The following is a 21,911-nucleotide window of genomic DNA, read 5'->3' on the forward strand; positions in this document are numbered from 1 at the left end:
TAGAGTCTTCTCCCAACAACAATTCTTTCTCTAAACTAATACCGCTTTGGGAGTGGCCGGCTAACGTCTACACTCCTAGATATCTAAAGTCAGACTGAGATTGAGCAGCGAAAGTTTTTGTCCCCACAGATAGATGAAATCACTACCCACCAATTGCGTCCCTTACAAGCGCACCGCCGAATTCACTGACGACTCTGTGCCCGATGCGCTGCTCCAAGCCCATTCCACCAAGGTGAATGTGTGGGGCAAAATCGTCGTACTCACAGGCAATCTGACTTATCAGATTTTGGAACCAGAATGGGAAGCGATTGCTCTGCGCCCAGGCATCGACGGTGTCATTGAACCCACTATCAAACATCAGGTTGTCCCCCAACCTGGCGTGCGTTTTTATGTTGAGTTTTATCGCCCGACGCTTTAATGCGGTGCCACCAACCCCGCTATCCACAGTTGCGGAGTCGCCAGAGCACTATTCTCCCGACAATTGCCGCCACGATATCGACAACCATCAGCACCAGACCCGCGATCGCGCTAAGCGGCGAACCCGTTTCCAATGAGATCACCGTCTCGGTCATCGGTAGCATCACTGGGCTGATGCCTCGATTAACCAGGCTGTTCAGCGTTGGCAAATCCTTACAGAACGAGGCTCAAATAAGCAATCCGCAGTCAGGTACTCAGAGCCTAAAAGTCTAAAGAATGGGCGTTTAATCTAAATGTGGACAGCCGAGACGGCGGCTCACACTGCTTCAAGGCTCATGCCAGCGTTGCCGTGAGTCGGCGCAAAATCTCTTTTAATTGCTCAGTATCAAAGGGCTTAGTCAAGTACTCCGTCGCCCCAGCCAACCGCCCCTGCAACTTATCAAGGTTACTATCACGCCCAGTCACCATGACGATCGGCAAATGTTGAAATTTCGGAATGCTGCGCACCGTACGGCAAAAATCGAGACCATCCATCTCAGGCATCGAAACATCGAGCAGCACGAGTGAGATCGGTTCTTGATTGATCAGCGCTAATGCCTGAATGGCACTATCACAGAGCAGTACTCGATATTCTTCTGACAGCGTTTGTTTGATGAGTTGCTGCATCACTATGCTGTCATCAATTGACAAAATCGTAAGCGTCGATGACGTTATTGCAGACATAGCCTTAATCCCTTAGGTCAGTGATTGATGGTCGTGGTTGGGCAATCATTCGGTTACCTGCACCGGAATCCGCACAATGAACTCGGTTCCTTGACCCACTTCAGAAACACATTGCAACGTACCGTGGTGCTTTTCTACGATGATTTGATAGCTAATCGACATTCCCAACCCAGTGCCCTTACCCACCGGTTTCGTCGTGTAGAACGGATCAAAAATCTTCTGTTGCACCGCGTCATCCATACCCGAACCGTTATCCCGAATGCGCACCTCCACATACGGCACATCGGGCTGTTCGCTGTCGGAGACATCTGCCTGAAATTGCTCAACCAGCTGTGTCTCAATTTTGATTTGGGGCTGGGACGTGGTTTCTAACGCATCGATCGCATTACTCAAAATATTCATAAACACTTGATTAATTTGGCCTGCATGGCACTCAATCAAGGGCAATGAGCTATATTGACGAGTCACCTGAATAGGGTCTTGCTGATTGCTGCCACGCAGACGACTCTTAAGAATCACAAGGGTGTTATCCAGTCCTTCATGCAAATCGACAGGTTTAATCTCAGCTTCGTCAAGGCGAGAAAAATTCCGCAGCGACAAGACGATCTGTTTGATCCGACTGGTGCCTAGCTTCATCGACGACAGCACCTTAAGCAGATCTTCGACCATAAAGTCCAGATCAATGTCGGCTTCTTTTTGGCGAATGGCTTCGGTGGGTTCCGGGTAGGTGGTCTGATATAGCTCAATTAGCTCCAGCAGGTCTTTGATGTAGTCGGTGGCCGGTTCGATATTGCCATCAATAAAGTTGATGGGATTATTGATTTCGTGAGCCACGCCCGCCACCAGTTGACCCAAGCTCGACATTTTTTCATGCTGGACGAGTTGGGCTTGAGTTTGCTGCAACTTTTGCAGGGCTGCTGAAACCTGTTGGGCCTGGGTTTGCGCTGCCATAGCCGTCGCACGGGCACGGGCTAACAATTCAGCTTGGTCAATCGAAATGGCAACCTGGTCGGCCAATGCCTGCAACAGTTCAACTTCTGTATCTGACCAGATTCTAACGCCGTGGCACTGGGCGCAAAATAAGGCTCCGGTTTGGCCAGAGTGGGTTTGCAACGGCAGCACTAATGCGGCTTGAATGCCCAACGGTTGGAAAAAAGCATAGAACTCTGGAGACGTTTCTAACCGATTGTGGACATCATCAATACGGACAGTCTGCCGCCGGGCAATCGCCTCCGATAAAGCCTCAGCATGAGCCTCTGGCAAGTCTCCCAGGCGGCTCGCACAGTCTGGTGATTTGGCTTCGTGGGTGATGACTAACGTGTCGCGAGTCCCGCTCTCTAACCGCCATAAAAAATAACAGCAGTCATTGCGCAGTAGCTTTTGCACTTCAGCGACCGTTGTTTGGAGAATCGTCTCCAGTTCCAGAGAATTGCGAATCTGCTTCGTCAAGCCAAAAAGCTTGGATGCTTCACGCGCATGATCAATCGAAACCGGCGCGGCTTGCTCTGCCAAGTTCTGATGCAGTGTTTTCACCCGCACGATTTTTTTGTAGAGGGGTTCGTCATCGATCCCAGTCATCGGTAGCCCCCCGATCTCGTCTTTCAGCGTGTGTTGAGAGATCCCTTTCATAAACGACAACCCGCCAGGCCCTTGCCCTCACAAGGTGCCCAGTCGAAGGGGGGAGAAGCGGGCTGCATTCAAATAAATTTGTAATTCGATAATGTGATCGCCAGTGAGGTCGACGATCTCCTTATCGTTAGGGCCAAATATCGGCAGTCAGGCCAGCAGGTTTAAGAAGTCGCCAAAACTTGCTCTAGCGATCGCTGCAAACTAGCCGGACTAAAGTGCTCCAGCGTCTGTTGTCGTAACCACTCGCCATCGCAACGCTGATCCCCACCGTGCAGCAGTTCAATACAAGCCGCAGCCACCGCCTCAGGGTCACGATACGGCACCCGCCAGCCCACCCGACCATCTTGTAACGGATCTGCCGAACCATCATCGTCCCCCGATACTGTCGGCACCCCACAAGCCATGGCTTCTAGATAAACGATGCCAAACCCTTCTCGTGACGGCATCACATAGGCATCCGCCAGACGGTAATGGGCTACCAACAAATCATCCGGCACAAACCCGGCAAACACCACCCGTTCAGCTACCCCTAAGTCTTGAGCCATTTGGGCGAGACGGGGTTGATCATCACCCCGACCCACCACCAAATACTTCACATCAGGAAACTGACTGAGAATTTTGGGCAGCGCTCGAATCGTGACATCTACCCCCTTATAGATGTCCCCCGACCACAGCCGTGCTACCGTCATCAGCACCCGACACCCAGCCAAATCATATTGCGCTACCAATTCCGGATTAGGCGGGCCAGGGGTAAAGATATCGCCATTCACCACACACGGCAGCATGTGAAACTTTTCAGGGGCCAAATCATTAGAGACACAAGAGCGATCACGGGTGTATCGGCTATTGATCCAAATACTCCGTGCCTGCTGAAGAGCTCTTAATTGCCTCGCCGAAACTGGTTCCCAGACTTCTTTCCCATAAAGCAGCATCGTCAATGGCGTATCAAACCACTGACACAACGGTTGTAGAAGAGGACTGAGGAGAATGTGTCCACACACTATACGTTCGTACTGCTTGAACCATAGGTTTTGAAACAACTGCCAACTCAAATGCAAGCGCCCATAATTTCCTTTGTATTGACCCGAATAATAGAACTTGAGTTTGGGATTATCCGCAAATGGGTTAGGATCAGTTGCCCGATCTCTGAGCAGATAGATATCGGCAGGGGGAGTGTCTGGACAAGCAACATAGGCTTGCAAGAGGTCTTTGACATAAGATTGGATGCCACCCTCTACGGAGAAAACACTCAAAAAGACAAACCCAACTAAACTGCCTTGACCTTGCAAAACATCCTCCTGATGTACTGATATATCACGATGAAAGCGCGTATCTTGATGAGACAGGTTTTAACTTACCGCTTTTAACTAGGCTCTAACTTAGACGCATCTGCACACACAAAGAGTGGTGACGTTTTGCCTTTTGCATGGACGCAAAAGTCTGATGTGAAAACGACTAGAGAAAAGCTTGGAAGTTCCAAATAAGGTGAAAAAAATACTAAATTCGAGGATTGTTATTGGGGTATCGAGGTGAGAAGGCACACGGAAACACAGACTCTAGTGAATCCTCTTTGGTTGAGCAATGCTACCAATCGCCTCTATTTTTTCCATTTTTAGTGTTTAACAAAACAGTAGCTACTGCTAACAGAACCCTTAAGAATACGCTACTTATATAATTCCCAGTTTGAGGGCAGGGTTATCTGACGGGGCTGGACGGATGTCGATTTTGCATAATTTCGAGACAGTTTCGTTCGCCCTGCCGCCGATAAGTCACGCGATCAACGGCTCGCCTGAGAAGAAACCAGCCGTAGCCACCGTGACAAAGCAGACTGCCGGGCTCTGGCTCTGGCAGTTGATTGGGGTCAAAGGGTTGACCATGATCCCAAATGCAAATTGTGAGGCGATCGCTGACTAAATGCACCTCAATTTTGATTGGCGTTTCGGGGGGCAAATGGCCATGGGCATGTCGTACTGCGTTAGTGAATCCTTCGGCAACAGCGATGTTGAGGCGATCGCCGTGACGTCGTACCCAGCTAAACTCTGCTTCTAATGAGTGATACCAGTGAGCAAACCAAGCCTGGATGTCATTCAGAGTCTCTAACCGACTATCAACGACCAGACACGTAGATTTTTGCATCGCTCTACCAAGCCTATGAATGTAAGCCAGCAGATGCAGCGAACCCATGATTCCGAATCGCACTGTTCAAACAACAAAAAGTCGCCTGAGGAATGAACCGCAGACGACCCTTAAAAGCAAAGTCAATAAAGACTCTAGAACAAGCCCAAAGTCAAAGACTTATCAATTGGGAAAGTGGCTCCGATCCCCAGCCATAAGGTAACAGCAGTCCCAAACAAAAAGACTGTAGTTGCCACTGGACGGCGAAAAGGGTTTTGGAACTTGTTGACATTTTCCAAAAAGGGAACGAGCATCAAGCCCAAAGGAATAGCGGTCATCGCTCCGATGCCCAAAAGCTTGTTGGGAACCACGCGCAAAATTTGGAAAGTTGGATAGAGATACCACTCAGGCAAGATCTCTAAAGGCGTTGCAAAAGGATCAGCGGGCTCACCCACCATCGCAGGGTCTAGCACGGCCAAGCCAACACAGCAGGCAATCGTGCCTAAAATCACCACTGGAAAGATGTAAAGCAAATCGTTGGGCCAGGCGGGCTCACCATAATAGTTGTGGCCCATACCCTGCTTAAGCTTTTCTCTCAGCTTCGGATCACTCAGATCCGGTTTCTTGATAGTTGCCATAATTCGTCACTCGACTTCGAGACTTACAGTTTAGGGGACGCTAAAGCGAAAAAAGGTTCTCTCTCAACAAGATTTACATCGAAAATAAATCTAGAGAGGGCCAGAGATGCCCTGCTTCCGAATCATCAGGAAGTGCAACAGCATGAAGACGGCGATCGCCCAAGGCAGCACAAAAGTATGCAAGCTGTAAAAGCGAGTCAGGGTTGCCTGACCAACAGCCTCACCACCGCGCATCAGCTCAACCACCGTAGAACCGACAACTGGAATTGCGCCGGGCACACCAGACACAATCTTGACGGCCCAGTAGCCAACTTGGTCCCAAGGTAGAGAGTAGCCAGTCACCCCAAAGGTTACGGTAATGACGGCCAGCACCACACCCGTCACCCAGGTCAACTCACGAGGCTTTTTGAAGCCGCCAGTGAGGTATACCCGGAAAACATGAAGAATCATCATTAGCACCATCATGCTGGCCGACCAGCGATGAATAGAGCGAATCAACCAGCCAAAGTTCACATCAGTCATCAAATATTGAACTGACGCGAACGCATCGGTCACCGTGGGCTTGTAATAAAAGGTCATTGCAAAGCCGGTGGCGAACTGAATAATGAAGCAGGTCAGGGTAATACCGCCCAGGCAATAGAAGATGTTGACGTGGGGCGGCACGTACTTACTAGAAATATCGTCGGCGATCGCCTGTACTTCCAGTCGTTCGTTAAACCACTGATAAGCTTTGGAATCGGTAACTTGCTTGGTAAACATGAAGCGGAAGGTTATTAAATCTAAGCAGTGCATTCCTTAGAAATTTAACATGCAGAAACCTTTGCTCAGAGACATTCCGGCACGAACGTAACGAAAATCAATGCAAAATTCCCTCAACCCATTATCCAGCAAGGGATTTAGCACACACCCACAACTTCACTCTCCAAACAATCGAGTTTACATATGTTCATATAGATCGAGAAGGTTTCTTGTTTATCCATTGCTTCAAGTCTATGTAGCACACTGACTCTAAGCCGCCTTCTACAATTAAATGGACAGGAACATCGGATGACATGGGAAAACAGATTTTACGCTGGGTGGCTTTGGGACTGTTGATCGGAGGATTGGCCCTGGGCATGGCCCCGCATTCAGCGTTGGCCCTGACCGATGAGCAAAGTTTAATTGCTGAAGTCTGGCGCTTAGTCAACCGCGCCTACCTGGATGAAACCTTTAATCGGCAGAATTGGTGGTTTGTGCGCGATCGCTACATCAAGCGCGATTATGAGAGCCGTGATGAGACCTACGATGCCATTCGCGAAATGCTGGCGTCGTTAGACGATCCTTACACGCGACTACTACCGCCGGAGCAATACCGCAGCCTGCAAACCAGCACGGCAGGCGAGCTGACGGGAGTCGGGTTACAAATCGCCAAAGACGAAACCGATCAAACGTTACAGGTCATTGCCCCGATTGAAGGCTCCCCGGCAGCAGCGGCAGATTTGCAACCCCGCGATCGCATTCTCGCCATTGACGGCCATGCCACAGCCGAGCTCACTTTAGATGAGGCGGCTAACTTTATGCGTGGTCCTGTGGGTACAACGGTCATGTTGACGGTGTCACGGGCAACACAAGCACCAATGGAGATTACCCTGACTCGGGATGTGGTGAGTTTGAATCCGGTCATCACTCGACTCGACCGCATCTCACCAGAGCTGAACGTTGGGTACATTCGCCTGAGTCAGTTCAATGCCAATGCCGCGACGGAAGTGGCCGCCACCATCGCAACGTTTGAAGCTAAGGGGGCAAATGCCTACATCCTTGATTTGCGCAATAATCCGGGCGGATTGCTGAATGGCGGCATTGAGATTGCTCGCCTCTGGCTCGATCAGGGCACCATTGTCTACACCTTTGACCGCCGTGGTGTTTTGGATGATTTTGTGGCTGATGGCACGGCGTTGACGGATGCTCCTTTGGTCTTGCTGGTCAACGAGGGGACGGCCAGTGCCAGTGAAATTTTGGCAGGGGCTTTGCAAGATAACCGTCGGGCACAGCTCGTTGGGAACACTACGTTTGGCAAAGGGCTCATTCAGTCGTTGTTCGATCTTTCGGATGGGTCGGGCTTGGTAGTGACCGTGGCGAAATATAAGACGCCTGCCAACCATGACATTAATCGCTCTGGCATTCGTCCGAATAAGACGGTGACGTTAGGGCCAATTTCTCGCGATCAAATTGGCACCGCCAGCGATACCCAGTACCAAGCCGCGATTGATTTACTCAAACAATCATCGGTGATGGCCAGTGCCCCTTAAACAAAACCGCACGTATCATGACCCACTGCATGGGGCGATCGCACTAGATCGTCACGAACCCGTTGAGCAACTGCTAATTTGCCTGATCGACACGCCGGAATTTCAGCGCTTACGACGGGTGAGACAACTGGGTACCGCTAGCCTGACGTTTCATGGGGCCGAGAGTTCGCGCTTTACCCACTCGCTGGGGGTCATGGAACTGACGCGCCGCGCTTTCGATTTATTGGCGAATCGGTATCCGCAGCTATGGCCCCACCGTGCGACGGTGCTGTGTGCGGCGCTGCTACACGACTTGGGGCACGGTCCCTTTAGCCACACCGCCGAAGAAATCTTTAAAACCCATCATGAATACTGGACGCGGCGCATCATGCGGGAGTCGCCCCACATACAGCCGCTATTGGCAGCCTTTGATCCAGAGCTGATTGCCGCGATTGAAGCGGTCTTTACCCATCAGCATCCCGTGCCGCTAATCTGGCAATTGGTATCGAGCCAGCTAGATTGCGATCGCTTGGATTACCTACTGCGTGACAGCTACTTTACCGGAGCATCCTACGGTCATTTAGATCTGGATCGCATTATCCAATCGATGGATCTTGATGGTGACGGTAACTTGGTGCTGTCACGCAATGGGCAGACTGCGATCGAACATTATTTGCTGGTGCGCTACTTCATGTACGCCCAGGTTTACAACCATCCCAAAAACTTGGCCGCCACCTGGATTTTGCAGCACGCTTTTAGCCGGGCCAAGGTCTGCTTTGAGCAAGGGCAGTTAGACGCGGATGCCACGATGACGGCATGGCTCCAGCATCCTCAACCGGGACTCCGATTAGCAGATTATTTAGCAGCGGATGACATTGTCTTTACCTATCATCTGCAGCGCTGGCAATCCCATGGCGATCGCACCCTGGCAGACCTCTGTCAGCGATTTATTCACCGCAATTTGTTTAAAGGTCGCGATGTCTCTGGATTAGGCGAGGGCGATCGCGCCACTCTGCTTTCACACACCCAGGCCAAAGTGATGGAACTCGGCTACGACCCCAAGATTTACTGCGGGCTAAGCCAAAGCCAAAGCCGAGGGTACACCCTCTATCAGCGCGGCATCAAACTGTGGATCGATGACCAACCGGTGGATATCAACACTGTGTCCCCTGTGGTCGAACCTCTTACGCACACCTATCAGCGCACTTGGCTGCTGCATCCCCCTGAGATCACAGCTTGGCTGGATGAGCAACTGGCGCAACTAACGCAAACAAAAGTTGCCGTGAGCCCAGAGCGGTAGGTAATCTCCCACCACTCCGCAGGGGGCGTAACGAGCACACCACATCAGCCCACCAATGCACTAACGATTGACAACTATGGGCAAGCCCCTTAGCGAATCGTCAAAATATACGTACCCTGATCGGATTGAGAATAGCCATTCACAATCACGAGATAAGGACCGCTCATCGGCAAAGTAAAAGTCACCTCGGAGTTGGTGTCGCTGGGGGAAATGTCATCGTTTTCAGCGACTAAGTTGCCGCCGCTATCCACCACCGCGAGATAGGTATCAAACTCGGGGCTGACAAGGGTAATGGTCACGAGTTGTCCCGCCTCACCGTCAAAAGTGAATTCGTCATAGAGGGTGCCATCGGGGGCGATCGCGTCCCCTTGAGCTAAGAGCCCACGTTCTTGCAAAATCGCCTCACCCGTCGGCGGCACCGAGGGCGTCGCCGTGGTCGGGCCACTGCCCACTTCACTCAGGCGCAAGCTGTAGCGACCTTGCTCACCGCGCCCAAAGGAGTTAGCCAAAATAATGTAGTCACCATCGGCGGGTAGCGTTGCCATCACCCGCGCATTGAGATCACCCGCACTATCATCATCTTCCAGATAAAGGCTGTCGCTGTCTTCGCTCAGCACAATCAGGTAAGCATCCAGATCTTGGCTCACCATCTCGATTTCGATTCTTTGACCCCGTTGGCCCGCGAATACATAGGCATCAAAAAAGCTACCGTCGGCGAGCACATCACTGTCGGTATTCAGTTGACCAGAGACGCTTTCATTGAGGGCGATCGCCACTGGTGGTTGCCCCCCGCGATTTCCTGCCACGCTGGCGGTGGGCAGGGCGGTGCCGTTGTTCACTTCGGCGATGAACGTCTCCACCTCTTCTACAGGGATGGCAAAGCCAATGCCAATGTTGCCGCCACTGCGTTCGGTCGTAAAGATGGAAGTATTCACCCCGATCAAGCGGCCATCGCTGCCCAATAGTGGCCCGCCAGAGTTGCCAGGGTTGATCGCAGCATCGGTTTGAATGAGGCCGCGATCGGGATCAATGCGACTCACAATGCCCACGGTAAAGGTGCCTTCGAGTCCAAAGGGATTGCCGATCGCAAACGCTCGCTGGCCCACCTGGACGGCCCCCATGGGCGCAATGTCGATGGTCGGTAAATTGCGCGGATTGCCCCGGAGCTGGATGGCGGCCAAATCGACACGGTTGCTGGCAAACCCCACCACATCTCCCGTAAACTCGCGGCCATCAGCTAGACGCACTCGCGCCGTAGGGCTCGTACCCACCACGTGAGCATTGGTCAAAATCAGGCCGTCAGGGGTGACGATGCTACCGCTGCCCGTGCCCGTGCCCGCGTCAATGGCAACCACAGCAGGACTCGCTTGGCGATAAACCTCGATGTTGGTTTGCTCTTCAATATCTTGGGCGATCGCCATCTGCGATCGCGCCCACCCAGCAGGCACCTCGGCAACTTGCGGTATCAGCGAACTCGCTAAACTCAAGCTCAACGCTGTCCCAACTGTATAAACGCCTCTGCGTAGACGTCGCGGCCATCGATTTCCCATTGCTCTTGCTTGTAATTTGTTGAGTAAAAATCCCCAGTCGTCTGCCTCTGCTGCGCCCGTAGTGACTGTGGGCACTGAGTCATAAGGGACGATGATTGCTTACAGCATACTGAGGTCGTACTTAGACATCCGGGCAGAGTGTACTAAAGGTTGAACGGTCAAAGCTCACCTGACCAGCAGGAAGGCTCACCCCTTTTATACAAGAATTCCCTGAGGCCAAAAGGTTCCAACCTCAGGGAATCTACCAGTGTTGACCACTTGGCCCAAAACTGACTTGCAATGCCAGCCCGTCAGTAGTCTGACTAATCAGCAGCGGTGGGCAATTCTGGCGCTTGCAAGTGAGGCAAAAAGGCCAGAGGCTGCAGTTCCTCGGTGGGCGCAAAGGCTCGCGCCCGCAGATTATCGGTCAGGCTCAGGGTGGTTGTGTCGTAAATTTGCGTCAGCATCTTGGGATACAGCCCAAACCCAATGATGGGAATCAGCAAGCAGGCGATGATAAACACCTCGCGCGGTTCCGCATCCACCAGCACTTCATGTTCTACCAACTCTTTGTTCTCTGGCCCGTAGAAGATCTCCCGCAGCATGGTGAGCAGGTAAATCGGGGTCAAAATCACGCCAACCGCCATTAATATGACGGCAATGAGTTTAAAGGTGAAAGAGTAGGCATCACTGGTGGCAAAGCCGACAAACACCATCAATTCCGCCACAAAACCGCTCATACCCGGCAGAGCCAGAGATGCCATCGAGCAGGTGGTGAACATGGCGAAAATTTTGGGCATCTTTTTGCCGACGCCACCCATCTCGTTGAGCACGAGGGTGTGAGTGCGATCGTAGGTGGCCCCCACTAAGAAGAACAGACTGGCGCCAATCAAGCCATGGGACACCATTTGCAGCACGGCCCCGCTCAGCCCCAGGTTCGTGAAGGAGGCGATACCAATAATCACGAAGCCCATGTGGGAAATGGATGAGTAGGCAATCTTACGCTTCAAATTACGTTGGGCAAAAGAAGTCAACGCCGCATAAATAATATTGATAATGCCGAAGATGACCAAAATCGGCGCAAAGACGGCGTGGGCATCCGGCAACATCCCCAAATTCATGCGGATGATGGCGTAGCCGCCCATTTTCAGCAAAATACCAGCCAGCAGCATGTGAACTGGAGCCGTCGCCTCCCCGTGGGCATCGGGCAGCCAGGTATGCAGGGGAAAAATCGGCAACTTCACTGCATAGGCGATCAAGAAGGCCGCGTACATAAAGAGCTGAAAGTTGATGGCGTAGTCTTTAGCCGCCAGGGTCGACATGTCAAAGCTGACGACATCGCCGTAGAAGGCCATCGCGAGGGCAGCTACCAAAATAAAGAGCGAGCCGCCTGCCGTGTAGAGAATGAACTTAGTCGCTGCGTATAACCGCTTTTTGCCGCCCCAAATTGACAGCAGTAGGTAAACCGGAATCAGTTCCAGTTCCCACATAAAGAAGAACAGCAGCATGTCTTGCACAGCAAATACGCCGAGCTGACCGCTGTACATGGCCAGCATCAAGAAGTAAAACAGCTTGGGTTTGAGGGTGACGGGCCATGACGCCAAGATCGCCAGGGTCGTAATAAAGCCCGTCAGCAGAATCAATGGCATTGAGAGGCCGTCAGCGCCGACTGACCATTTCAGGTCAAGTTGGGGCACCCAGGTATAGCTTTCGGCCAGCTGGAGACCTGAGTCGCTGAAGTCGTAGCCTAAGTAAAAGGCTGCGACCAACAAGACAAAATCGATCAGACCCACGGTTAGGGCATACCATCGCAGGGTCTTACCATCTTTGTCGGGAATGAAGGGAATGAATAGAGCTGCGGTAATCGGTAAGAGGATAGTGACCGTCAGCCAGGGAAATTGAGCAAGTTCCATAGGAAATATCTAAGGGTGCTTTGAGAAGAATTTTTCGACCAGGATTGCCGTAACAGTTCCTCGGGCAGAAATAACTAAAGATTCTTACTGAAGACTTTAGAGGGGGTTTTGGGCGATCGCGCCAAATCGCAACAAGTTTTTAATTTCTAAAAGGAATTTCACCACGAGAAAGCATGGCTAGCGTTAACCAGCCATGCTCTGCAAAGTGATTTAGTCGCAATGGAAGCCGGTTTAGGTAATTCCCGATACCAGCACCAGACCAAGCACTGCACCAAAGACGATCAGGGCATAGAACTGGGCCCGACCATTCTCCAGGTACTTCAACCCTTCGCCGGTGACCAGCGTGACAAAGCCCGCCAGGTTCACAATGCCGTCGACGATGCGGATATCCATGGTCAAGGCTTGCTTGGCCAGACCACGACAACCCTTCACAAAGACAGCATCGTAAATCTCATCGATGTACCACTTGTTCTTCGACAGTTTGTACAAGGGCTGGATTTGCTTGGCGATCGCTGCCGGGTCAATTTTCTTCTGGGCATACATCAAGATGGCCAGAGAAATGCCGAGCAGGCCGATGCCCACCGAGGAGCCCGCCATGAGGATGAACTCCGACCATTCGAATTCGGCCAGGGCTTCTGACCAGGGCAGCAGCGCCTCGACTTCCTCACTGGGGGGATGGATGAACGCCTCAAAGTAATTCACAAAGGGCGTGCCCACTAAACCGACGAGAACGGATGGAACGGCTAACGCCACCAAGGGTAACGTCATGGAAATCGGCGATTCGTGAGGCGTCTCTGCATGATGATGGTCGTCACCATGCTCCTCTTCGGCATCCAGTGTCAACTCCTGGGGATTCATTGCCCCCGGCCCGAGAGAAGCACCCATGGCCATCAATTGCTCTCGCTTGAGCTGCGTCTGAATTTCTTTGTTAGTGCCGCGAAACTCACCTTCAAAGGTGCTGAAGTACATGCGGAACATGTAGAACGCGGTGATCCCTGCAGTTAACCAGCCAATGGCCCATAGCACGGGACTGACGGAAAAGGTGGAGCCCAGAATTTCATCCTTAGACCAGAACCCGGCAAAGGGCGGAATACCACAAATGGCTAAGGTGCCAACCAGGAAGGTCGCGGAGGTGATCGGCATATATTTTCGCAGGCCGCCCATCAAGCGCATATCTTGCGCTAATACCGGATCGTGACCGACGACTTCTTCCATCCCGTGAATCACGGAACCGGAGCACAAGAACAGCATCGCTTTGAAATAAGCGTGGGTCATGAGGTGGAAGAGGCCCGCCCCATAAGCGCCGACGCCCATGGCCATCATCATGTAACCCAACTGGGACATGGTGGAATAGGCCAGACCTTTCTTGATGTCGTTTTGCGTGATGGCGATGCTGGCACCCATAAAGGCCGTGAAGCAGCCCACCCAAGCGATCGCCGTCATCACCGTGGGCAAGTCTTCAAAGACGGGGAACATGCGCGCCACCAAGAAGATGCCCGCTGCCACCATCGTCGCCGCGTGAATCAAAGCGGAAATGGGGGTCGGACCTTCCATGGCGTCCGGTAGCCAAACGTGCAGCGGAAACTGGGCCGACTTGGCCACCGGGCCTAAGAACACCAAAACTGCAAAGATAGTCGCTACGCCAGCCGTCAAGCTGCCGTTTTCCACCAAAGCGGTGAGGCGATCGCCCATAATGTCGAACTCGAAGCTGCCCGTGGCCCAAAAGAGCGCCAACATGCCCAGCAGTAAGCCAAAGTCGCCGACCCGATTAGTAATGAAAGCTTTTTGGCAGGCATCTGCCGCGCCGTCACGGCTATACCAAAACCCGATGAGCAAATAGGAACACATGCCCACCAGTTCCCAAAACACATAAATTTGCAGCAGGTTGGGGCTGATTACCAAACCCAGCATGGAGGAACTGAACAGGCTGAGGTACGAATAAAAGCGCACATAGCCAGGGTCGTGAGCCATATAGCCGTCGGTGTAGACCATGACGAGAAACGCCACCGTCGTCACAATCACCAGCATTAACGATGCCAGGTGGTCGATGGTGTAGCCCATGGTGAGGGTAAAGTCACCCGCTGAAGCCCACTCGATGGTGCGGGTGTAGGCTTCGTGGCCCTGCACCTGACTAAAGAAGAGGAGAAATGACAGCACCATGGCCGCCCCAGTGAGGGAGACAATGAACACCGCCGACGGTCGCCGAAGTGTACTCGTCGTTTGGCTATAGCTGATGAGGCCAGTGCCGACAATGGCGGCCCCCACCAGGGGCAACACTGGCACTAGCCACGCGTATTGATATATTGGCTCGATTAATTCCATACGTTCTCTATGCCCGTTTACTGTTCTTTGCGACAGATTGGCAAAACCGCCTACATTTTGACACAAGCCTAGTCGCTGATTTTCATTCGCTAGATATACTTCCGTCTTTTTTTATGCGACTGTTGGCAAGAATTGACTTCTGCATTGATTCAAATCAATCGTTGGCACCCGTGTGCGAATCTCACAAAGGAGCTGTTCTCTCCGGCCCATCAGGATTCTGCCCTGGTATGGCCGAGCTCAGCCATGGTATACCCCATCTCCCCTCTTGGGTTCGGTCATGTTGGGCACACCTATGGCGGAAGAAAGCGATCGCGACTCAATTGAACGGTCGAAAAAACGGTTCGGGAGATTCATCACCTGCATGGCATTTCAATGCTTGACTGTGAGACAAGTGGCGGCGGGCAGAGCCTCTGACCGCGATCGCCATTCATATTTTGGCGGGGCCGACTCAGTATCTGGATCGCCTATCGGGGGAGTCTTCCCCGGACTTTCCCACGGTCCCTGCGGCCCCTTGGCCATCGACGAGGCCCAGCTCCCATAAATTAAGTATGGAAAGCCGTCTCGGCTGTCCAAGTGCAGGCAACATGTCTGCCCGGCAAAACTGGGATGTTATGAAATCCCAATTCTTAAGCGGTTTGATGCAGTCCATACATGCGGACGACAATCACCGTGCCAATCAGGCCCACCAGCAATAGCAGCCAAATGCTGTAAGCAAATTGGGTGACCCGTTTGGCCTCTGGTACATCGTGTTGTTGTCTTGGGCGCAGGTCTTGCACCCAAAAGGTAGTCACTGCGGCCAAGTTGAGGCAAATCAAGTTGGTGATCGTCAGGAGGCCCGCGCCCAGCGCTTCTGACCAGTAGCCCGCTCCGACCATCAACCCCAAAACCACTAAGGGCGGCAGCAGCGCCACCGATACCATCACGCCAACGAGACTGCTGCGCTCTTCGGTCGTGAGTGCGATCGCTCCCGCAATTCCCGAAGCTAGAGCCAGAATGCCGTCTGGCCAGCCGACTCGGAGACGGCTGGTAATTTCAGTTGAGGTAAGGGCGACATCGGCAAAGTTACCGATCCCGATTGACAGCACCAAAGACAACAGGATGCCCAAGGTGCCAGCCCCGATGGTGCGGAGAGCGAGCTGTCGATCGCCCAGGGTCGTTGCCACCGCCAGTCCCATGTTGGGTTTCAGCAACGGCGCAATCACCATTGCCCCAATGACGACGGCTTGACTATCGCGCAAAATACCGATCGCGGCAATCAGCGTCGACAAAATGACCATTGCCAACTGCACCCAAGACAGGTTGGCACTCTGGGCCACGCGATCGTAAATTTCCTCGCGGTTAATCCGCGCCAGTTGCGGATTCAAATCAGTTTTTAATTCCGACTTGGAGGGTAACTCGGTAACTTCCCTGTCCTCTTGATCCGAATTAGGCAGCGAAGCTTCCACCACTAACAGGAGCAGTCTGAACCCCTCAATGTCATGAAACTGGTCAAAAAACTGGTCGACAATAGTTTCGGCATCCTGCGTCTGGACCAAAATTCTCACCCAGACTTGGTCTTGAAAACGTGGCTCATACCAGGTGTTGATAATCGTTTGGTCGGCAAGCAACGTTTCCACCTGCTGGGTGCAGTCATCTGGCAAAAATACTTCAATCAGACGTAAGCTCATAACCCGGTTCTAGGAATCATGAAAATGATGACGCGGGGTAGGCTGGGGAGCATCGGTCTAGGAATACAGATTGTTCAGAAGTTGGTCGCCCATTTGCAGTTGGCTAAGACTAGCTCGATCAGGCAATTCGCTAGTACGCGGCAGTCTCATTTCCGCACCCTCACGATTGAGCACGGCAGGGGAGCGGCGGGGCCGGGGGGCCAGAGACTGAATGGGGGTCGGTTCGGCAGTCTTCTTTTGAAGGAAGCGTTTGCTCGGTGGTCGAAAACGTGATTCATCGAGCTATCACAAGTGGGGTCAAACGACTTCGCCGCGATCGCTCATCAACCGCAAAATTGACAATGCCAAAATCACGAGAAACAGTGCCAGGCCGACGGTGCAGGCATAGCTCAGCTCCAACTCTTGAAACGCCAGCTCATAGACGTAGTAAACGATGGTCTTAGAACTGTTGAGCGGTCCCCCCTGGGTCATGATGTAGATCTCTTCGAAGACCTTAGTGGCGGCGATCGCGGAAATCACCGTGACCAAAAAAATATAGGGCCGCATCAGGGGAAAGGTGATATCCCAATGCTTGCGCCAGCCGTCAGACCCCTCGATCGCCGCTGCCTCGTACAAATCAGGGGGAATGGTTTGCAGCCCCGCCAGATAAATCACCATGTAGTAGCCCAGTCCCTTCCAAATCGTCACCACCATGACGCTGGGCATCGCCAGGGCCGGACTGGTCAACCAGGGAATGCCGCTTTCCGTTAGTCCTAGCCCAATCAAAATCTGGTTAAAAAAGCCGTTCTCCGCATAAAGCCAGCGCCAGGCAATGCCCGCAACGACCATGGAGATCACAACCGGGGTGTAGTACGCCACTCGGAACCAGCGCATTCCGCGCAGCTTTTGGTTCACCAAAATCGCCAGCAGCAGCGGCAAAATTGCCAGCAGCGGCACCACGCCAATTAGATACAGCAGGGTATTTTTGACCGTAGTCCAAAAGGTGCGATCGCCCAGCAACTCCCGAAAATTGTCCAGCCCTATCCACAATGGCGGCTGGGTCACGTCAAAGCCGTAGCTGGTAAAGCTCAGATACAGCGCTTGAATCGCGGGCCAAAACACTGTCAGCCCCAGCACCGTCAATGCGGGCGCGAGGAAAAGGTAGGGGATCAGCGATCGCCAAAGTGCTAGTTGCTTCGAATTTTCAGACAATGGCACCATATCAACCTGCCGAAGACGCTCGTTGCGACCATTTTTCCTGCGCCTGAGACCAAACATTCATCAAGCGCTGAGAAAACATCTTAAGGCTCTCTGCCTCGTCTCGGGCATGCAGATACTCGCCACTCGCCTGCAAATAGAGAAACAGTTCCATTTGGAACTGCTGCGACATATTGCGGGACTCAACCCACATTTTTTGAGTATGGGTCTGGCTCAAAAGGGTCGTTGCGAGGGTGGCGAGGCCACTGACTGCCGTCACAATCCACTCCCACTGACCCAATAAGGCACTGGCCGACAGCGCTGCGAGAATAGTGGTACTAATCGCCAAGGTGACGCTCGCTATCTGCAATCGCTTGTAGCGAGTCTTGTGGCGAGTGGCCCGCCGAGCAAAGTCACGAATTAGATGGTCACACTGGTCAAGGGCCTGCTGGCGGCGATCTTCAAAAGTCTCCGCAGGTGACAGGGGTTTGTAACGCTCCACAGGCTCTTTCATCGTCAGTCTCTTCTCCCCGGCAAGTTGTTGAATTCATGTTTATCAGCCTTCGTATTCCACCTTTTCATAGCACGGCTTCTATGTTGTAAACCCGCAGTAATCGCAAGGAGATTGAGGCAGAGATTTGCGATCGCAAATCTCTATAACGCTCGCTACTCGAAGGGCTCGATGAATCCGCAGTCAAAGCACTTTATTTGCCTAGCTCAGTGGCGCGAGATGAGGTAAATAAAGACAGAGATTTTGCGCCGACCCAGATCACCTAGTCGAACTCTTCAACCTATTACTTTCCTCAAAAAATACTCACAAACAAAACTCTCCTGGCAGCCAATTCAAAAGCGGCACAGGAGAGTATCAAGCATAATATTTCTAATATTTCAGACTTCACGTTAGCTGAAATATTCTTCAGTTCACTTGAGCTAGATCTTGAACATATATTTCATATTTTCCATTACTTCACTCCTCCTCAATTCAGACAATTATTTATTGCTAATAGAACATCAATCCACAGCCACCAACACCTTGCCACTAGGATCGTCTTAGAAACGACTAATCTCAAGCGTTAGCACCAGAATAAATTGCTGCTCGTGACTACCGAAATCCATTCAAATCAATTTTCTACTGAGACATGTTTGTCATACACGCGGAAGTTGATAGACAGACGAGGCCTCTGATCGCAGGCTCAACTGAGGCTCTTCTGAAGGTGAAAAGAAAATAGAAGTAGCCAAGCTTAGTAAAGACAAAACAATCGCGCCTACCATAAAGCCTACGATTTTATCCTGACCTAACTGGGTAGCCTTATGTAGTTCTAGAACCTGAACTTTATGTTTGAGTGACTTAATTTCTTGCTGCTGCTGATCAATTCGATACTGTTGCAAGCGCGATTCAGCTTGAATGTTCTGACAAATAGCTGTTAGCGATTCATGATTTCCTGACGGGTTAGAACCCATAGAACCTGGGTTAGAAGGATTAGAAAGAATGTTCATTTTTGTAGATGTCCCTTGCGGTTACATCTGGATCTTATGACTATCAAAATGAGAAACGATCAGGGAAAATAACTAATTTTTGGTCGGCACCTCGTCAATATCCTCATCAGTAGTGGTGTCACCCCTCATGTGATTGTCACTGAAGAAATTGATAATGCCTTCAAGGATTTCATCTGTAGAAACACGGGGATTTCAATTGGTCATTTACTCGCATGGCGATAACTATTCGATATTGAGAGGCAAAATGTGCCGCGATCGCCTCTCAATATTAGCCGAGCTGGTATCTCAGAAGCCTTATTACAGCTGGCTTTCCAGCTTTGAGTCGATTTATGGATAGGACGACGAAGGACTTTCAGCACTATTACGGAGGGCGTTGACATCCTTCTGCCTAAAAACACCGCAGTCCTCTGACCGCAAAATTACGGAGTTGCCATAATTTAATTCACAAAAACTTTTGAATTAATACGGATACTGCAAAATTGGTTTTACGCTGTGCGTCGAGCCGTGATCTTAAAACGGGTGGCTTTACTGAGGGCAAAGGTCCATATTGCACAGCTATGATACTGCGGCTCAGCTTGAACTGCTCTCGGATCAAGTCTAGCCTTTCTCAGGGTGCGTCACTAATAAGTTCAGCCGCCTTAAGGACTCAGCACTAGCGTAGTCGCATTCTCAATATCAGTGAGAGCCAGTATCAGTGAGAGCCAGTCGTTATTGATGACAAGGCTTTGACGGCCACATGGTGACAGCCCCCCTTACTCAGGCATTGCACTAGTCCGTTAGAGTTGCGCGCCAAACTCACCTCCTCAGTCCAGCAAAGGTGGTGTAAGGGTTGGGCAATGGCCAGCCCCAACGATTGGGATGCTATCTGCAAGCAACTCTTTAAATGATTGCCAGCAATAAACAGACCGAACTGCAGTGCATGAGCTGTGCTACAAGCACCCGCAGAGTGGAAGATTCTTTTTCAAAGCGCTTTTTAGGTCGGGTCGCGGGCAGCTGATGCGGCATTGGCGGTGAGTATTCGAGGGAGACAGTGTCTTACCCCTGGTCAGGCAAACGCCACGGCTCCACCGCGACGGGCATCGCCAGCGCCGTGCAAGTTGCCCTGGGCATCGACGCCAACGGCGTGGACACCGCCAAAATACATGTTTTGCTGCTGCCAGGGAATCACCGTGTCGGTATCGGGCAAGTCATTCAAGGCTTCAAGGGGTAAATGGGCCGCGGGTTCTAGATGCAATGTACCCCGTTCCCAATGGATGCGGGGGGCGGCGATCGCGGCCTCGAGCGGCATCCCAAAGTCCACCACATTGGCGATTACTTGCAAAATGGCGGTGCGAATACGATTCGAGCCGCCTGAGCCGAGCACCAGTTCCGGCTGCCCCTCTTGCAAAATCATGGTCGGGGCCATCATGGACGAAATGCGCTGATTCTGAGCCCACTGATGAAAGCCTTGGGGATGCAAGTCCTCTTCGCCCAGCATGTTGTTGAGCATCATGCCCGTCTGCGGCACCACGTAAGAAGACCCTTCGCCATTGGAAGTCGTGACACTGGCCGCATTTCCCTCGCTGTCGATAACGCTGACGTGGGTGGTGCTGCCTAGACGGTTAACCCGATCTGCGAGAGTGGCCTGATAGGGCTGCAAGTGTGACTGTTGCAGAAATGCCGTCGCCACATCGGGATCGTATAAGCAATGATCAAATCCATCGCGACGGGCCGTATTGGTAAGGGCCATGACTTGACTCAGACAAGCGAGGTGGCGATCGCTGCCGTGGGGCAACTGCCGCCAATCCAGCGTTTCCAGCAGCTTGAGGGCAAAGGCAATCAGCGTGCCGCCGGAACTAGGTGGCGGATTCGTCAGAAAAGTCGTGTCGCGATACGACAGGCTCAGGGGTTGCCGTTCGATGACGCGATAGGCTTGCAGGTCAGCCAGGGTGAGATACCCCCCCGCCGCTCGACAGTCGCGATCGATCTGCTGGGCGATCGCCCCCTCACAAAAGATGGCCGCCCCATGTTCCACCATCAGCTTCAGCGTCTTGGCAAAGTCCGGCATCGCCAGCGTATCGCCTGCTCTCAGCAGTTTGCCCTGTTGGGTATACATCGCCTTCGCTGCGTCTGTCGCCGTCAAAATCGGGTCTAGCAATTCATAAACGTAGGCCAAAAACGGATTGACCGTGACGCCCTGCTGCGCGTGATGAATGGCGGGCTCAGCGATCGCTGCCAAGGGCAACTTGCCCAGGCGCTCGTGTACATGCAGCAGTCCTACTGCGGCTCCGGGCACTGCGATCGACCCCAGCCCAATGTGAAATTCCTGCACGGTGTCGCCAAAGTTGGCGTAAATCGGATAAAAGTCTGGCGATCGCGAGAGGCGATTACTCCGGGGCGTTTGGCTAAAAAAGTCGAACAAGCAGTTGCGGCCATTGTGGGTATGGGCCAGCAAAAAACCACCACCGCCGGCTGACGTCAGCACTGACTCGGTGACCCAAGCGGTCATCACGGCGGCGATCGCCGCATCAAAGGCATTGCCCCCCTGCCGCAAAATTTCTGCCCCGGCTGCCGCCGTTAGGGCGTGACCAGCCGCGACCACGCCTTTGCCAGTCCCGCCGCGATGCGCCATCGTCACGGATCAACCTCACAACATCCAAAACTGTGCCCCCTACTCTACCGCTCTCGCTGAGATTCGAAACAGGGGAATTGTGAGTAAGTAATGAGGCTGATAGGTCA

18 protein-coding genes are annotated in these 21,911 nt (G+C 52.3%); 3 read left to right on the forward strand and 15 right to left on the reverse strand.

From position 1 onward, the window contains the following. Positions 1-133 precede the first annotated feature (133 nt). Positions 134-418 carry a TehB family protein gene (locus DYY88_RS12835; protein ID WP_039727531.1) on the forward strand — a complete coding sequence of 95 codons (285 nt, stop codon included), beginning with the start codon at positions 134-136 and terminating at the stop codon, positions 416-418. A gap of 19 nt (positions 419-437) precedes the next feature. Here the strand turns inward: DYY88_RS12835 and DYY88_RS24895 are convergent, their stop codons facing one another. From DYY88_RS24895 to petB, 7 genes are all read right to left on the reverse strand, one after another. Beyond that, positions 438-572 (reverse strand): hypothetical protein, encoded by a 135-nt coding sequence (locus tag DYY88_RS24895; protein WP_302849242.1) that lies wholly within the window; start codon positions 570-572, stop codon positions 438-440. Positions 573-750: 178 nt separating this feature from the next. Next, positions 751-1,140: a response regulator gene (locus DYY88_RS12845; RefSeq protein ID WP_039727529.1), complete on the reverse strand. Its 390-nt coding sequence runs from the start codon at positions 1,138-1,140 to the stop codon at positions 751-753. Positions 1,141-1,185: 45 nt separating this feature from the next. Further along, complete coding sequence (locus tag DYY88_RS12850) at positions 1,186-2,769, reverse strand: ATP-binding protein (protein WP_052288473.1); 1,584 nt, start codon at positions 2,767-2,769, stop codon at positions 1,186-1,188. A gap of 161 nt (positions 2,770-2,930) precedes the next feature. Next, the gene (locus DYY88_RS24720; protein ID WP_242517604.1) at positions 2,931-3,554 is read right to left on the reverse strand and encodes a glycosyltransferase family 4 protein; all 624 of its coding nucleotides are present in this window, start codon (positions 3,552-3,554) and stop codon (positions 2,931-2,933) included. A gap of 910 nt (positions 3,555-4,464) precedes the next feature. Beyond that, positions 4,465-4,905: an ATP-binding protein gene (locus DYY88_RS12860; protein WP_039727527.1), complete on the reverse strand. Its 441-nt coding sequence runs from the start codon at positions 4,903-4,905 to the stop codon at positions 4,465-4,467. A 134-nt stretch (positions 4,906-5,039) separates the two neighbouring features. Then, a complete protein-coding gene (petD, locus tag DYY88_RS12865; RefSeq protein ID WP_039727526.1) occupies positions 5,040-5,522 on the reverse strand; it encodes a cytochrome b6-f complex subunit IV in 483 nt (160 codons plus the stop codon). Between the two features lie 90 nt (positions 5,523-5,612). After that, positions 5,613-6,281 carry a cytochrome b6 gene (gene petB, locus DYY88_RS12870; RefSeq protein WP_039727524.1) on the reverse strand — a complete coding sequence of 223 codons (669 nt, stop codon included), beginning with the start codon at positions 6,279-6,281 and terminating at the stop codon, positions 5,613-5,615. 293 nt (positions 6,282-6,574) lie between these two features. Here petB and DYY88_RS12875 point away from each other — a divergent pair, with 293 nt between their 5' ends. Together DYY88_RS12875 and DYY88_RS12880 are read left to right on the forward strand one after the other, a co-directional pair. Continuing rightward, complete coding sequence (locus DYY88_RS12875; protein ID WP_039727523.1) at positions 6,575-7,810, forward strand: S41 family peptidase; 1,236 nt, start codon at positions 6,575-6,577, stop codon at positions 7,808-7,810. Further along, positions 7,800-9,089: an HD domain-containing protein gene (locus DYY88_RS12880; protein WP_039727522.1), complete on the forward strand. Its 1,290-nt coding sequence runs from the start codon at positions 7,800-7,802 to the stop codon at positions 9,087-9,089. The genes DYY88_RS12875 and DYY88_RS12880 overlap by 11 nt, the downstream gene beginning before the upstream one ends. An 89-nt stretch (positions 9,090-9,178) precedes the next feature. Here DYY88_RS12880 and DYY88_RS12885 read toward each other — a convergent pair whose 3' ends face one another. From DYY88_RS12885 to ggt, 8 genes are all read right to left on the reverse strand, one after another. Beyond that, positions 9,179-10,576, reverse strand: a complete 1,398-nt coding sequence (locus tag DYY88_RS12885; RefSeq protein ID WP_236146365.1) for a trypsin-like peptidase domain-containing protein — start codon at positions 10,574-10,576, stop codon at positions 9,179-9,181. A gap of 365 nt (positions 10,577-10,941) precedes the next feature. Beyond that, positions 10,942-12,531: an NAD(P)H-quinone oxidoreductase subunit 4 gene (locus DYY88_RS12890; protein WP_039727518.1), complete on the reverse strand. Its 1,590-nt coding sequence runs from the start codon at positions 12,529-12,531 to the stop codon at positions 10,942-10,944. Positions 12,532-12,762: 231 nt separating this feature from the next. Further along, complete coding sequence (locus DYY88_RS12895) at positions 12,763-14,844, reverse strand: NAD(P)H-quinone oxidoreductase subunit 5 (protein WP_039730021.1); 2,082 nt, start codon at positions 14,842-14,844, stop codon at positions 12,763-12,765. Between the two features lie 635 nt (positions 14,845-15,479). Then, positions 15,480-16,520 (reverse strand): TIGR00341 family protein, encoded by a 1,041-nt coding sequence (locus DYY88_RS12900; RefSeq protein WP_039727516.1) that lies wholly within the window; start codon positions 16,518-16,520, stop codon positions 15,480-15,482. Positions 16,521-16,817: 297 nt separating this feature from the next. Next, entirely contained in the window at positions 16,818-17,720 is a 903-nt protein-coding gene (locus DYY88_RS12905) for a carbohydrate ABC transporter permease (RefSeq protein WP_044151272.1), read from the reverse strand. A gap of 1 nt (position 17,721) precedes the next feature. Continuing rightward, positions 17,722-18,210: a DUF4231 domain-containing protein gene (locus tag DYY88_RS12910; protein WP_039727514.1), complete on the reverse strand. Its 489-nt coding sequence runs from the start codon at positions 18,208-18,210 to the stop codon at positions 17,722-17,724. Positions 18,211-18,842: 632 nt separating this feature from the next. Further along, entirely contained in the window at positions 18,843-19,193 is a 351-nt protein-coding gene (locus DYY88_RS12915) for a hypothetical protein (protein ID WP_130199428.1), read from the reverse strand. Between the two features lie 1,045 nt (positions 19,194-20,238). Further along, positions 20,239-21,804 (reverse strand): gamma-glutamyltransferase, encoded by a 1,566-nt coding sequence (gene ggt, locus DYY88_RS12920; protein ID WP_039727512.1) that lies wholly within the window; start codon positions 21,802-21,804, stop codon positions 20,239-20,241. Positions 21,805-21,911: the final 107 nt, after the last annotated feature.

The organism is Leptolyngbya iicbica LK (assembly GCF_004212215.1).
GTDB lineage: Bacteria > Cyanobacteriota > Cyanobacteriia > Phormidesmidales > Phormidesmidaceae > Halomicronema > Halomicronema iicbica.

What these genes read in the sequence shown, in the direction of transcription:
- DYY88_RS12835 (WP_039727531.1), top strand. Translation starts at nt 134, where the DNA reads ATGAAATCACTACCCACCAATTGCGTCCCTTACAAGCGCACCGCCGAA.
- DYY88_RS24895 (WP_302849242.1), bottom strand. Translation starts at nt 572, where the DNA reads ATGACCGAGACGGTGATCTCATTGGAAACGGGTTCGCCGCTTAGCGCG.
- DYY88_RS12845 (WP_039727529.1), bottom strand. Translation starts at nt 1,140, where the DNA reads ATGTCTGCAATAACGTCATCGACGCTTACGATTTTGTCAATTGATGAC.
- DYY88_RS12850 (WP_052288473.1), bottom strand. Translation starts at nt 2,769, where the DNA reads ATGAAAGGGATCTCTCAACACACGCTGAAAGACGAGATCGGGGGGCTA.
- DYY88_RS24720 (WP_242517604.1), bottom strand. Translation starts at nt 3,554, where the DNA reads ATGCTGCCGTGTGTGGTGAATGGCGATATCTTTACCCCTGGCCCGCCT.
- DYY88_RS12860 (WP_039727527.1), bottom strand. Translation starts at nt 4,905, where the DNA reads ATGCAAAAATCTACGTGTCTGGTCGTTGATAGTCGGTTAGAGACTCTG.
- petD (WP_039727526.1), bottom strand. Translation starts at nt 5,522, where the DNA reads ATGGCAACTATCAAGAAACCGGATCTGAGTGATCCGAAGCTGAGAGAA.
- petB (WP_039727524.1), bottom strand. Translation starts at nt 6,281, where the DNA reads ATGTTTACCAAGCAAGTTACCGATTCCAAAGCTTATCAGTGGTTTAAC.
- DYY88_RS12875 (WP_039727523.1), top strand. Translation starts at nt 6,575, where the DNA reads ATGGGAAAACAGATTTTACGCTGGGTGGCTTTGGGACTGTTGATCGGA.
- DYY88_RS12890 (WP_039727518.1), bottom strand. Translation starts at nt 12,531, where the DNA reads ATGGAACTTGCTCAATTTCCCTGGCTGACGGTCACTATCCTCTTACCG.
- DYY88_RS12900 (WP_039727516.1), bottom strand. Translation starts at nt 16,520, where the DNA reads ATGAGCTTACGTCTGATTGAAGTATTTTTGCCAGATGACTGCACCCAG.
- DYY88_RS12905 (WP_044151272.1), bottom strand. Translation starts at nt 17,720, where the DNA reads ATGGTGCCATTGTCTGAAAATTCGAAGCAACTAGCACTTTGGCGATCG.
- DYY88_RS12910 (WP_039727514.1), bottom strand. Translation starts at nt 18,210, where the DNA reads ATGAAAGAGCCTGTGGAGCGTTACAAACCCCTGTCACCTGCGGAGACT.
- DYY88_RS12915 (WP_130199428.1), bottom strand. Translation starts at nt 19,193, where the DNA reads ATGAACATTCTTTCTAATCCTTCTAACCCAGGTTCTATGGGTTCTAAC.
- ggt (WP_039727512.1), bottom strand. Translation starts at nt 21,804, where the DNA reads ATGGCGCATCGCGGCGGGACTGGCAAAGGCGTGGTCGCGGCTGGTCAC.